This is a genomic window from Mesorhizobium sp. M0166 (assembly GCF_040322255.1).
Classification (GTDB): domain Bacteria; phylum Pseudomonadota; class Alphaproteobacteria; order Rhizobiales; family Rhizobiaceae; genus Mesorhizobium.
The window spans coordinates 77656-89823 of record NZ_JAMYTD010000012.1; the positions used below are offsets into that span (position 1 = coordinate 77656).

At 61.7% G+C, this 12168-nt stretch carries 12 protein-coding genes; 6 read left to right on the top strand and 6 right to left on the bottom strand.

The features are described from left to right. Nucleotides 1–236: 236 nt before the first annotated feature. Nucleotides 237–1769 (top strand): helicase HerA-like C-terminal domain-containing protein, encoded by a 1533-nt coding sequence (locus NKJ46_RS15630; protein WP_352665871.1) that lies wholly within the window; start codon nt 237–239, stop codon nt 1767–1769. A gap of 356 nt (nt 1770–2125) precedes the next feature. Here the strand turns inward: NKJ46_RS15630 and NKJ46_RS15635 are convergent, their stop codons facing one another. Continuing rightward, nucleotides 2126–2950 carry a L,D-transpeptidase gene (locus tag NKJ46_RS15635; protein ID WP_352665872.1) on the bottom strand — a complete coding sequence of 275 codons (825 nt, stop codon included), beginning with the start codon at nt 2948–2950 and terminating at the stop codon, nt 2126–2128. A gap of 174 nt (nt 2951–3124) precedes the next feature. After that, entirely contained in the window at nt 3125–3787 is a 663-nt protein-coding gene (locus NKJ46_RS15640) for a haloacid dehalogenase type II (RefSeq protein ID WP_352665873.1), read from the bottom strand. Between the two features lie 152 nt (nt 3788–3939). Here NKJ46_RS15640 and NKJ46_RS15645 point away from each other — a divergent pair, with 152 nt between their 5' ends. The 4 genes from NKJ46_RS15645 to NKJ46_RS15660 all read left to right on the top strand — a co-directional run bounded on the left by NKJ46_RS15645 (nt 3940) and on the right by NKJ46_RS15660 (nt 7101). Then, complete coding sequence (locus tag NKJ46_RS15645; RefSeq protein WP_352665874.1) at nt 3940–4818, top strand: branched-chain amino acid aminotransferase; 879 nt, start codon at nt 3940–3942, stop codon at nt 4816–4818. Between the two features lie 107 nt (nt 4819–4925). Further along, nucleotides 4926–5522: a superoxide dismutase gene (locus NKJ46_RS15650; protein ID WP_023677850.1), complete on the top strand. Its 597-nt coding sequence runs from the start codon at nt 4926–4928 to the stop codon at nt 5520–5522. 175 nt (nt 5523–5697) lie between these two features. After that, nucleotides 5698–6141 carry a c-type cytochrome gene (locus NKJ46_RS15655; RefSeq protein ID WP_352665875.1) on the top strand — a complete coding sequence of 148 codons (444 nt, stop codon included), beginning with the start codon at nt 5698–5700 and terminating at the stop codon, nt 6139–6141. Between the two features lie 9 nt (nt 6142–6150). Continuing rightward, on the top strand, nt 6151–7101 hold the full coding sequence (locus NKJ46_RS15660; RefSeq protein ID WP_352665876.1) for a cytochrome c: 951 nt from the start codon (nt 6151–6153) through the stop codon (nt 7099–7101). An 11-nt stretch (nt 7102–7112) separates the two neighbouring features. Here the strand turns inward: NKJ46_RS15660 and NKJ46_RS15665 are convergent, their stop codons facing one another. The 3 genes from NKJ46_RS15665 to NKJ46_RS15675 form a co-directional block, all read right to left on the bottom strand. Beyond that, nucleotides 7113–7496, bottom strand: a complete 384-nt coding sequence (locus NKJ46_RS15665) for an SET domain-containing protein (protein WP_352665877.1) — start codon at nt 7494–7496, stop codon at nt 7113–7115. A gap of 145 nt (nt 7497–7641) precedes the next feature. Then, a complete protein-coding gene (locus NKJ46_RS15670; RefSeq protein WP_352665878.1) occupies nt 7642–8268 on the bottom strand; it encodes a LysE family translocator in 627 nt (208 codons plus the stop codon). An 82-nt stretch (nt 8269–8350) separates the two neighbouring features. Beyond that, nucleotides 8351–10477 carry a S9 family peptidase gene (locus NKJ46_RS15675; protein WP_352665879.1) on the bottom strand — a complete coding sequence of 709 codons (2127 nt, stop codon included), beginning with the start codon at nt 10475–10477 and terminating at the stop codon, nt 8351–8353. Nucleotides 10478–11149: 672 nt separating this feature from the next. Here NKJ46_RS15675 and NKJ46_RS15680 point away from each other — a divergent pair. After that, nucleotides 11150–11575 carry a Ros/MucR family transcriptional regulator gene (locus NKJ46_RS15680; protein WP_023677844.1) on the top strand — a complete coding sequence of 142 codons (426 nt, stop codon included), beginning with the start codon at nt 11150–11152 and terminating at the stop codon, nt 11573–11575. A gap of 102 nt (nt 11576–11677) precedes the next feature. Here the strand turns inward: NKJ46_RS15680 and NKJ46_RS15685 are convergent, their stop codons facing one another. Further along, nucleotides 11678–12106, bottom strand: coding sequence for a SufE family protein (locus NKJ46_RS15685; protein ID WP_352490832.1), 429 nt, complete (start codon nt 12104–12106; stop codon nt 11678–11680). Between the last annotated feature and the right edge of the window lie 62 nt (nt 12107–12168).

The following is a 12168-nucleotide window of genomic DNA, read 5'->3' on the forward strand; positions in this document are numbered from 1 at the left end:
GTCAGTCTACGGTCCCCGGCTCGATATCACAATGCAGCACACATGCCGTGCAACACGCCTTCCGTGATTGTGACCATCAACCGATTGCCAAACATGGGCAGGTTCCGCAAGCTCCAAAAGCCATTTTCGACGACGCCCATTGTCGCTGCGCAATGGCCTCACTATACCTGCGGCGGGGCTCCCTTTCTTCAAGGGATCAGGGCATTCAACCCTATAGGTTTGCGGAGACCGGACACATGGCCGACGACACCAGTATCTTCATGGGAGCCAGCCGCAAGCCGGACGACAGCTATCAGCGGCCCGAACAGCTTTTGCTGCAGTATGGCAATCGTCACGGCCTGGTCACCGGCGCGACCGGCACCGGCAAGACGGTGACCCTGCAGATATTGGCCGAGGGTTTCTCCAATGCCGGCGTGCCGGTATTCTGCGCCGACATCAAGGGCGACCTGTCGGGTATCGCCATGATGGGCACAGCGCAGGATTTCCTGGCCAAGCGGGCCGAACAGGTCAAGCTCGATCCCTATAAATTCCAGGAATTCCCGGTCATCTTCTGGGATCTGTTCGGCGAGCAGGGCCACCCTATCCGCGCCACCATCTCGGAGATGGGGCCGCTGCTTCTGTCGCGGTTGATGAACCTTTCCGAGGCGCAGGAAGGCATCATGAACATCGCCTTCCGCATCGCCGACGAGGAAGGCCTTCTGCTGCTCGATTTGAAGGACCTGCAGTCACTGCTTGCCAATATCGCCGACCGCGCCGAAGAGATCGGCGCCCGCTATGGCAATGTGACCAAACCTTCGGTCGGCGCCATCCAGCGCACGCTGCTGGTTCTGGAGCAGCAGGGCGCGGCCAATTTCTTCGGCGAGCCGGCATTGCGGATCGCCGACATCATGCGCACCACGCGCGATGGACGCGGCGCCATCAGCGTGCTCGCCGCCGACAAGCTGATGATGAATCCCAGGCTCTATGCGACGTTCCTTCTGTGGCTGATGTCGGAACTGTTCGAGGAACTGCCGGAAGTCGGCGACCCGGACAAGCCGAAGCTGGTCTTCTTCTTCGACGAGGCCCATCTTCTGTTCGACGATGCGCCGAAAGTGCTGGTCGACCGCGTCGAGCAGGTGGTGCGACTGATCCGGTCGAAAGGCGTCGGCGTTTATTTCGTCACGCAAAATCCGCTGGATATCCCTGAAACGGTGCTGGCCCAGCTCGGCAACCGCGTACAGCACGCACTTCGTGCCTATACGCCGCGCGAACAGAAGGCCGTCAAGACGGCGGCCGAGACGTTCAGGCCCAATCCCGATTTCGACTGCGCAACCGTGATCACGCAGCTCGGCACCGGCGAGGCGCTTGTCTCGACGCTGGAAGCCACGGGCGTGCCGTCCATGGTGCAGCGGACACTGATCCGCCCGCCGTCCTCGCGCCTTGGTCCGATCACGCCCGAAGAGCGCCGCAAGCTGATCACTGAGAGCCCGGTAGCGGGACAGTACGACCAGACCATCGACCGCGAATCGGCTTTCGAGATGCTGCAGAAAAAGGCCAAGGACGCCCAGGAGGCGCAAGCCCAGCAGCAGGAGAGCGGCCGTTCGCGATGGACCATTCCCGGCTTCGGCAATGACGATTCTCAGCCATCTGGTGGCCGCCGCGCGCCGCGGCCCTCCAACCGCCAGACGGTGGCGGAGGCGGCGATCAAATCGGTGGTGCGCTCGGTCGGCTCGTCGGTCGGACGGGCGATCGTACGGGGTATTCTGGGCAGTTTGGCCAGGGGGCGGTAAGGAGCATCAGACCACCGAGTTTGGCAAATGCTGTCTTGGCATCAAGCACAGCAGAAAATTTGGAGGGCAACCGACGGCCGTTATGCCAGAAGTAACCGTTCGGACATGCATTTTCTCAACGACCAGAACGGGCCGGCATCACGCATAGCGCGAACGTCAGGTTTGGAGACGCGCTTACGAATGATCGATCATGGGTTGAATCCGCTTTCTCGCGGTACCGCCGTGATCGCCACCCATTGCAGCGATTACGCTCAACGGGCGCCGAACCGCTCGATGAGGATGTCGATCAGCGCACGCACCTTTCTAGGCGCGGTCCAGAGCGGCGAAAGCCCGCCGCCCCTGTGCTTTCGATCAGCTCAGAAGATCGAGTTTGTGATCGATTTTATCGGGCCGAGCAGGATTGATCCTTCCGGGACGCCGGCGTCGATCGGAATGGCTTTGCGGTTTGCTGTCGCCATCATCGGCTGGCCGATATCGGCCGTCACCACGACCGGGGTCTTGTTCGGCACACGGTCATAGAGATCGATAATGTCCTGGTTCATCAGGCGAACACAGCCCGACGACACCGATTTGCCGATCGATCGCCATTCGGGCGAACCGTGCAGGCGGTAGAGCGTGTCCTGGTTACCCTGGAACAGATAAAGCGCCCGTGCGCCAAGCGGGTTCTTGAGCCCGCCCGGCATGCCGCCATTATCGGCGCTGTACGGCTTCAACTCCGGCTGCCGCGTTATCATTTCGTCCGGCGGCGTCCATTTCGGCCATTTCTGCTTCCATTGGACCACGGCATCGCCCGACCATTCGAAGCCGGCGCGGCCGAGCCCAACGCCATAGCGGATCGCCTGGCCGCCCGGGCGCACCAGGTAGAGGAAGTGATTGGTCGTGTCGACGACGATGGTGCCCGGCTGCTGCCCGGTCGGATCGTCCACGATCTGGCGCAGGAACTGCGGGTCGATCTTGTCAACCGCTATGGCCGGTAGCTCGAAGCCGCCATCCGACATCGGCCCATACATCGTCACGTAGTCGCCGAGCGCCGGCTCGACATAGGTCGGCGGCGGTGGCTCGACCGGCTGTTGCGACAGCGTAGTGCAACTGGAGACCGCGACCGAGGCGGCGCCAAGGGCTGCGGCGTTGAGGAAACCGCGACGGCTCAGGCGCAGGGAGGACGATAGGGGTGTGAACATGATTGCCTTTTTTAAGTCTCAAATCGCAACAAAGCATAAATGCGTTCGGTTGCGCGCAGGTGCTCGAGCAATGCCCGGCGCGATAGGCGGTTCCAATTCTGGCCGCAGGGTGGACAAACAAAGGCAAAGCTGTGACTGGACCGTCACTGTTGCGCCGACGCAACATTTCCGGTGTCAACCCGCGGCAACCAGGCCTTCGAGGGACGGCAAGATCAGGGCCGGTGGAAAATCCCGGTATTCCTCAGGCTGATTGGCGCGGTTGATCCACACCGTCCTGAAGCCGAATTTGGTGGCGCCGGCGACGTCCCAGCGGTTGGATGACTGGAAAGAGACAGCGCCTGGATAGAGGCGCCAGCCAGTGGTGACCATGTCGTAGACCGACGGATCGGTTTTGAAGCGCCTGACGCTGTCGACGGAAAAGATGTCGTCCAGGACCTGGTCGAGCGCGGCGGACTTGACGGCCGCCTCCAGCATTTCAGGCGAGCCGTTGGACAGGATAGCCAGCCTTGCCCCCGATGCCTTGAGCGCCTTGAGCACGGCCGGTACCTCCGGATAGCAGTCCAGCCGCCAATACGCCTCGAGCAGCTTCGCCCTCAGCCCGGCATCCGCGGATGGAACCTTGCGCAGAGCGAAGTCGAGAGCCTGCTCGGTGAGCTGCCAGAAGTCGGCATAGGCCCCCATCAGCGTCCTGACCCAGGAATATTCCAGCTGCTTGGCGCGCCAGATCTCGGACAGCAACTGGCCGTCCGGCCCGATCTGGTCGGCGTGACGGCGCACGGCCGCATGCACGTCGAACAGCGTGCCATAGGCGTCGAAAACGTAAGCCGCGAACTGCATCCGACAGTTTTGAGGCCGCGCAAGGCAAGGCGCAAGCGCTGATTGCAGTCCTGCCCGCCCGCTGGCCTCAACAAATCTCAGCCAAGCCGGTTGACGGCGGCCGCCAAAGCATCTTCCAATGCGCCGCAACGAGCATCGGACGGAACCTGGCAATGACACTGGCGACTGCGGCGCAATCCGCGACATGGACCTTCGTCGACGGCGACTGGTACGAGGGCAACGTTGCCATTCTAGGGCCGCGTAGCCACGCCATGTGGCTCGGCACCAGCGTGTTCGACGGCGCCCGCTGGTTCGAGGGCGTCGCTCCCGATCTCGATCGCCATGCAGCGCGGGTAAACGCCTCGGCGATCGCGCTCGGCCTGAAACCGACGATGAGCACCGAAAAGATCGTCGGCCTGACCTGGGACGGGCTGAAGAAGTTCGACGGCAAGACGGCGGTCTATATCAGGCCGATGTATTGGGCCGAGCATGGCGGCTATATGGGCGTGCCGGCCGACCCGGCCTCGACTCGTTTCTGCCTTTGCCTCTACGAATCGCCGATGATCTCGCCGGCTGGGTTTTCGGTGACGGTGTCGCCGTTCCGGCGCCCGACCATCGAAACCATGCCGACCAACGCCAAGGCCGGCTGCCTTTATCCCAACAACGGCCGAGCCATCCTCGAAGCCAAGATGCGCGGCTTCGACAATGCGCTCGTGCTCGACATGCTGGGCAACGTCGCCGAGACCGGCACCTCGAATATTTTCCTGGTCAAGGACGGCCATGTCCTGACGCCGGCGCCGAACGGCACCTTCCTGTCCGGCATTACCCGCGCGCGCACCATGGCCCTGCTGGGCGAATACGGGTTCACGACGACGGAAAGGACGCTGTCGATCCGCGATTTTCTCGAGGCCGACGAAATCTTCTCGACCGGAAACCACTCGAAAGTCGTGCCGGTCACCCGTATCGAGGATCGCAATCTGCAGCCCGGACCGGTGGCCAAGAAGGCGCGCGAACTCTATTGGGAATGGGCGCATTCGACTTCGCCCGGCTGACCCGCTAAAAAGCGGCCGGCGCTTCGTTTCCGGAGTTGTTCCAGACCAATCCAGTCCTATGTTAGTCCGGTAGCGACACCGGATTTTTCCACGAGGGAGTACGACCGATGGCTTTTGAATTGCCCGCCTTGCCCTATGATTACGAGGCTTTGCAGCCTTACATGTCCAAGGAAACGCTGGAATATCACCACGACAAGCACCACAAGGCCTATGTCGACAACGGCAACAAGTTGGCCGCCGAGGCGGGCATGGGCGATTTGTCGGTCGAAGAAGCCGTCAAACAGTCCTTCGGCAAGAATGCGGGGCTCTTCAACAATGCCGCCCAGCACTACAATCATATCCATTTCTGGAAATGGATGAAGAAGGGGGGCGGCGGCAACAAGCTGCCGGGTGCATTGCAAAAGGCGGTCGACAGCGATCTTGGCGGCTACGACAAGTTCAAGGCCGACTTCATCGCCGCCGGCACCACCCAGTTCGGCTCGGGCTGGGCTTGGGTCTCGGTCAAGGACGGCAAGCTGGCGATCTCGAAGACGCCGAACGGCGAGAACCCGCTCGTCCATGGTGCGACGCCGATCCTCGGCGTCGATGTCTGGGAACATTCCTATTACATCGATTATCGCAACGCCCGGCCGAAATATCTCGAAGCCTTCGTCGACAGTCTCATCAACTGGGACTATGTGCTCGAACTCTACGAAAAGGCCTGATCAGTTCCAGAAAGCCCCGGCAGAACCGGGGCTTTTTTTTCAGCATCAGAACGACAGCTGCAAAAATTTCACGCAAGCGTGAGGCGAAGCGTCGGAATTTTTAAGCCATCCTTGCCGTTTGTCATCCGGGTGGGACCGCATCCTGATGAATTGCCTTCAACATGGAGCTAAGTGAATGAGAAAGCTTATCCTCGCCATCTCGATGCTCGCCTTCGCCGGTCCGGCGGCATTTGCCGACCCGGTAGCTGACAGGCAGGCCCTGATGAAGGAACGTGGCAAGATCGCCGCCGGCTTGTCTAAAGTGGTCAAGGGCGAGACGCCCTACGACGCAGCTTCGGTGCTGACGGCGTTGCAGGCACTGCAGGCCAATGCCGAGAAATTCCATGCCGGCGTCGACACGCTTTTCCCGGCGGGCAGCGACACCGGCGACACCACGGCGTCCCCAAAAATCTGGCAGGACATGGCCGGCTTCAAGACTGCTGAAGGCAAGTACCTCGCCGACGTCAAGGCGGCGGTCGCCGCAGCGCCTGCGGACGCCGGCGCGTTGAAGGCGCAGTTCAACACCATCGGCGGCGGCTGCGGCAACTGTCATCAAAACTACAGGGTGAAAAAAGGCTGATAGCGGGCAATGCGCTTGCTGAAGAAACTTGTCAGCGCCGCCCTCGTTCTGGGCGGCGCGGCCGCGATTGCCGGCTGGTTCCTGTCGGCTCCGGTCAGACTCGATGCCGCAACGCTGGCTGACCTTGGTCCTGGCGACGCCGCCAGGGGCAAGCGCATCTTCTACGCCGGCGGCTGCACATCCTGTCATGCCAAGCCCGGCTCGCAAGGCGACGCCCGCCTTCAGCTGGTCGGCGGCCTTGAACTCAAGACGCCATTCGGCACCTTCGTGCCGCCGAACATCTCGCAAGATACCAGGGACGGCATCGGCGCCTGGTCGGTGGAGGACTTTGCCAACGCCATGCTGAAGGGCGTGTCGCCGTCGGGCGAGCATCTCTATCCGGCGTTTCCCTATACTTCCTATGCGCGCATGAAGCCGGCCGACATTGCCGATCTCTATGCATTCCTCAAGACGTTGCCCGCGGTCGCCGGCAAGGCGCCCGCCAATTCGCTGGCATTTCCGTTCAACGTCCGACGCGGTCTTGGTCTGTGGAAGCTGCTCTATCTGAGCGACCAGCCGGTCGTTTCCTTCGCCGACGGCACATCGGATCCGGTGTTGGCAGGCCGCTATCTCGTCGAAGGCCCGGGCCATTGCGGCGAATGCCACACGCCGCGGGACCTTACCGGCGGCACCACGAAGAGCCAATGGCTGGCAGGTGCGGCCGCCGCCGAAGGCAGCGGCATCGTGCCCAACATCACGTCGGGCGAGGGCGGCATCGCCGACTGGTCCGAAGCCGACATCGCCAACTATCTCGAAACCGGCTTCACGCCGGATTTCGATACGGTCGGCGGCGCCATGGTCGACGTGCAACGGAACATGGCCGTGCTGACCCCGGAGGACCGCACGGCGATCGCCGCCTATCTGAAAGCCGTGCCGCCGCACCCCAACGGCTATCCGGCGCGCAAGAAGCCGGCGAGCTGACGGCCGTTGCGTCAGCGGTCGCCGAGAAAGTCGAAGCCGGTTTCGAAAAAGTGATTGTAGTCGCAGGTCATTTCCTCGCCGGGCTCAATGTCGCGCAAGGCATAGGTCTCCTCCGGTTGCGAGACGTCGCAATTCGGGTCGTCGGCATGGTTCATGTAGCGCGCGTCATCGGCTTCGAAGACTATATAGTTCGGGTCGCGCCGGTCCGGATAGGCGTAGCGGTCGAGATAGGTTTTCACCGGCCCGGTTTCCCGTTCGTAGGTCGCCACCTCGATGCGGCGGTCGTATTTGGTGTCGAGCTTCCAGACCAGCGTGCCGCGGGGAATGTGGTTCTTGGCAAAGACGCCGATGCCTTGGATGGGCGATTTGTCGAGATAGACATCGACGAGCAACATGGCAGATCCCTGGGTGATTGAGTGTTGGCGGCGACCGTGAAAAAGGCCGCGCACTGGGTACTGCGCGACCTTCGCAATTGCGAGCGGAAAATCAGCTGTGCCTGCTCAGTTTCCGAAGCTTCATACGGCGTCGCCTGTCGAGACCCTAGCGCTGTTGCAGCGCCAACCGAATGCCCAAGGCGCAATAGATGCCGCCGACAGCCTTGCCTTGCCATCTCAGCACCGTCGGGCTTCGGCGCAGGAAAGCGCCGAGGCCGCCCGCACCCACGGCGAAAACCACCGTGCTGACGAGGCCCAACAGAACAAAGATCACGCCCAAAGTCGCCAGTTGAAGCATCACCGATCCGTTTTCAGGCCGCACGAACTGCGGAAGAAATGCAAGGAAGAAAAGCGCGGTCTTGGGGTTGAGAACCTCGGTCAAAACAGCCTGCCGAAATGCTTTGGTAGCGGGGATCGCAAGTTCACCGGCGGCCGGATAGGCAGGCGTTTTCTCGATGATCGCGCGAATGCCGAGATAAATGAGGTAGGCCGCGCCGATGTACTTCACGATGCTGAAAAGCGCCGCCGACGTGGCGATGATCGCTGAAATGCCGACGATCGCCATGAAGGTGTGAACCACGTCGCCGACCGCGATCCCCGCGCCGGTCGCGATGCCAACCCTGGTTCCGGAACTGGTAGCCCGCGCCACGGTCAAAAGGGTGGCAGGACCCGGGATGAAGACAAAGCCAAGCACAACCGCGACATACGCAATCAATGTGGTGAGATCGATCATTGGTGGGCGTCTCCGCAAGTCTGACCGCGAATGAAAGCCACGTCTCGGGGCGGAAGGCAATAACCGCTCACCCCCGGGGTTTTCACGCCGCAAGCTCGGCCTTGCCTGTCACCTTGAGCGCGAACGCGTAGGTGAAGGCGATTTCCTCCAGCCTGGAGAACCGGCCGGACGCGCCGGCATGGCCTGAATCCATGTTGATCTTGAACAGCACCGGATTCCCACCTGTCTTGCGGTCGCGCACCCGTGCCACCCATTTGGCCGGCTCCCAATAGGTGACGCGCGGGTCGGTCAGGCCGGCCAGCGCCAGGATCGGCGGATAGTCGAGTGCGGCGACATTGTCGTAGGGCGAGTAGGCGGCAATGGTCTGGTAATCCTCCGCCGAGGCGATCGGATTGCCCCATTCCGGCCATTCCGGCGGCGTCAGCGGCAGGCTGGCGTCGAGCATGGTGGTGAGCACGTCGACGAAGGGAACCTCTGCCACGATGCCGCCGAAGCATTGCGGTGCCATGTTGGCGACAGCGCCCATCAGCATGCCGCCGGCTGAACCGCCCTGTGCCACAATGCGGTCATGGGCCGTGTAGCGCTCGGCGACGAGGTGCTGGGCGACCGCGATGAAATCGGTGAACGTGTTCATCTTGTTCGCTCGCTTGCCATCGTCGTACCAGCCATAGCCCTTGTCCTTTCCGCCGCGAACATGGGCTATCGCGTAGACAAAGCCGCGGTCGACCAGCGAAAACAGATTGGTGTTGAACGCGGCCGGCACGGTGATGCCATACGAGCCGTAGCCGTAAAGCAGGCAAGGCGCCGACCCGTCGAGCGGTGTGTCGCGGTGATGGAGCAGCGAGATCGGCACCAGTTCGCCGTCGGCGGCGGGTGCCATCAGCCGGCGTGTGACGTAGTGTTCCGGGTCATGGCCGGACGGCACTTCCTGGGTCTTGAGCAGCACGCGCTCGCGGGTGCGCATGTTATAATCGAAGACCTGCGCCGGGGTCGTCATCGACGAATAGGAAAAGCGCATGATCTCGGTGTCGTATTCGTAGGAGCCGGCCAGGCCGAGCGAGAAGGCTTCCTCGTCGAAGGAGATCAGGTGCTCCTCGCCGCTCCTGCGGTCGCGCACCACGATGCGCGGCAGGCCTTCCCTGCGCTCGAGCCGGACCATGTGGTCCTTGAAGCCGATCACCGACAGGATCAACCGTCCCGCTTCGTGCGGCACCAGTTCCTGCCAGTTGGCGCGCACCGGATCATGGGCCGGCGCCGTCATGATCTTGAAGTCCTTGGCTCCGTCGGCATTGGTGAGGATGAAGAAGATGTCGCCGCCTTCCTCGAGCTCGTACTGCAGGCCGGTCTGGCGCGCCGCAACCAGCTTCGGCGCGGCGAACGGATCGTTGGCGCTCATGATGCGGTATTCCGAGGTCTCATGGTCGTTGATGCCGATCATGATCCACTCGTTGGAGCGCGTGCCGCCGACATCCATGAAGAAGCCGGGATCGGTCTCCTCGTAGATCAGCCGGTCGTTTTCAGGACCATCGCCAAGCGCATGGAACAGCACTTTGGAAGGACGGTGGTTGGGGTCTAGGCGGGTGTAGAAAAAACCGTCATTGCCGGCATCCCACACACCGCCGCCGCCGGTGTCCGGGACCCTGTCCGCCAGATCGTTGCCGCCGGCCAGATCGCGGACGCGCAGCGTGTAGAATTCGGAACCCTTGTCGTCGAAGGCCCAGAGCAGCTTGCTGTGGTCGTCCGAATGATCGACGCCGCCCAGGCGGAAATACGGCTTGCCCTCGGCCTCGGCATCGCCGTCGAGCAAGATCTGCTTGTCGCCGCCGTCACGCGCCGTGCGGAAATAACGCGGCTGCTGGCCGCCAAGCTTGAAGGAGGAGCCGTAGGCGTAAGGCCCGTCCTTCGTCGGCACGGAAGAATCGTCTTCCTTGATGCGTCCCTTCATTTCCGCGAAAAGCTGCTTCTGCAGTTGGAGCGTATCGGCCATCAGCGCCGCCTGGTAAGCATTCTCGGCTTCGAGGTTGGCGCGGATTTGGCCGTCGAGCAGGGACGGATCCCTGAACATCTCTTGCCAATTGGTGGCCCTCAGCCAGGCGTAGTCATCCGTCCGCGTCATGCCGTGATGCGTGTCGAAGATCGGCCGCTTCTCCGGTTGCGGCGGGGTGGCGGTCGGAAACGTGGCGGTCGGAAACACTGGGGTTTTGGTCATTGCGTCTCGCTGTGGAAGCTACTTGAATGGCGAATGAACACGCCGAGCAGCGCGGGTTCAAGGGCTATGATCTATTGTCGTGGGGGCTCGAGGGGACGGGCTGGAGGAGCGGATAACGAATGTTCTTCTCGGACTGCCGCGGTTCTCGCCGTCGCTGCGATGACCCCTGCCAGTGCCGGTCAATCTCATGCAACTGCCTTCGCGGCTTGGCAAGTGGCCGATATGGCTGGGTCTACGGAAATACATTACCCCATTTCAATGAACGGCGCGCCGCACCGGCGACGGCTCGCGAGCAACAGTAACGCTTCGCAACCTATGATTTTACTGAATTCGCCGATCATCCAGGCTGTAATGCCGCCGGCAGGGTCAAGCATCGAACTCTATTTACCTGCTGCCGTTTGTGTAATGGGTGCTTGCCGCGGCGTCAGTCGATGCTGTCTGGCCAGAAAAAACGGCAAAGTTACGCTTTGCACGAAAGAGTGAAGCTGAATATGGAAGATTTGACTTGTATCGCTGAATAGACCGAAAGAAGCGAATTGACTTACTTGGCGGCCCGGCCCATTAAGATGCCGCGACGCGAATCGCGGAGGCTTTTTCCTGCACAAGTTCGCGCGATGCCCAACTATCGAAACGGGCGCAAACAGAAACAATTCTCGTTGGGGCCTGAACGCCATGGATATTACCGAAACACCTTCCAGAAACAGTGACGCGCTGATCGAGCTCACCGCCGACGTGGTAGCCGCCTATGTCAGCAACAATCCCGTGCCGGTCGGCGAATTGCCGAACCTCATCGCCGATGTCCATGCCGCTCTCGGGCGCGTGGGCGGGGCCGCCGAGCAGCCGCCTGCCGACAAGCAGAAGCCGGCGGTAAATCCGAAGCGTTCGGTGCATGACGACTACATCATCTGTCTTGAAGACGGCAAGAAGTTCAAGTCGCTCAAGCGTCATTTGATGACCCACTATGATCTGACGCCGGACCAGTATCGCGAAAAGTGGAACCTGGACCCGAGCTATCCGATGGTTGCGCCCAATTATGCGGCCGCCCGTTCGCAACTCGCCAAGAAGATGGGTCTCGGCCGCAAGCGCAAGGGACGCTGACAAGCGGCTCTTCCGGTTTGACACTCAAACGGCGCCTGCGGGCGCCGTTTCGTATTATGGGTGAAGGTCGAACCCGCCATGGTGCCGGCAACTGCCGTCCGGTCAGGCGGTCTGCTTCAACGCTGCTTCGGCATCACGCTTGATGCGCTTGACCATAGAGCGAAGACCATTGGCGCGCTGCGGCGACAGGTGCTCGTCAAGTCCGAGTGCCTTTAGCGTTGCCTCTGCGTCAGTCCTCTGGATTTCGCTGGCCGGCCGTCCCGAAAACAGCGCCAGCATGATGGCGACCAGGCCGCGCACGATATGGGCGTCGGAATCGCCCTTGAAGGTGACAACGGGGTCGGCACCTTCGCCCTGTTCGGTGGTCAACCAGACCTGGCTGACGCAGCCGGGCACCTTGTTGGCGGGTATGCGTTGCTCGTCGGGAAACGGCGGCAGCGCTTCACCCAGTTCAATCACATAGCGATAACGGTCTTCCCACTCGTCGAGCAGGGAAAAGTCCTCGCGGATGGTCTGGATCGTCGTCGTCATTCCCCGGATATAGTCATCCGGCGCTGCCACGTCACGGAAAAAGAGGAGAAACGCCGAAGGCG

Coding starts and splice junctions, on each gene's coding strand:
- NKJ46_RS15630 (WP_352665871.1), top strand. CDS start 237: ATGGCCGACGACACCAGTATCTTCATGGGAGCCAGCCGCAAGCCGGAC.
- NKJ46_RS15635 (WP_352665872.1), bottom strand. CDS start 2,950: ATGTTCACACCCCTATCGTCCTCCCTGCGCCTGAGCCGTCGCGGTTTC.
- NKJ46_RS15640 (WP_352665873.1), bottom strand. CDS start 3,787: ATGCAGTTCGCGGCTTACGTTTTCGACGCCTATGGCACGCTGTTCGAC.
- NKJ46_RS15645 (WP_352665874.1), top strand. CDS start 3,940: ATGACACTGGCGACTGCGGCGCAATCCGCGACATGGACCTTCGTCGAC.
- NKJ46_RS15650 (WP_023677850.1), top strand. CDS start 4,926: ATGGCTTTTGAATTGCCCGCCTTGCCCTATGATTACGAGGCTTTGCAG.
- NKJ46_RS15655 (WP_352665875.1), top strand. CDS start 5,698: ATGAGAAAGCTTATCCTCGCCATCTCGATGCTCGCCTTCGCCGGTCCG.
- NKJ46_RS15660 (WP_352665876.1), top strand. CDS start 6,151: ATGCGCTTGCTGAAGAAACTTGTCAGCGCCGCCCTCGTTCTGGGCGGC.
- NKJ46_RS15665 (WP_352665877.1), bottom strand. CDS start 7,496: ATGTTGCTCGTCGATGTCTATCTCGACAAATCGCCCATCCAAGGCATC.
- NKJ46_RS15670 (WP_352665878.1), bottom strand. CDS start 8,268: ATGATCGATCTCACCACATTGATTGCGTATGTCGCGGTTGTGCTTGGC.
- NKJ46_RS15675 (WP_352665879.1), bottom strand. CDS start 10,477: ATGACCAAAACCCCAGTGTTTCCGACCGCCACGTTTCCGACCGCCACC.
- NKJ46_RS15680 (WP_023677844.1), top strand. CDS start 11,150: ATGGATATTACCGAAACACCTTCCAGAAACAGTGACGCGCTGATCGAG.
- NKJ46_RS15685 (WP_352490832.1), bottom strand. CDS start 12,106: ATGACGACGACGATCCAGACCATCCGCGAGGACTTTTCCCTGCTCGAC.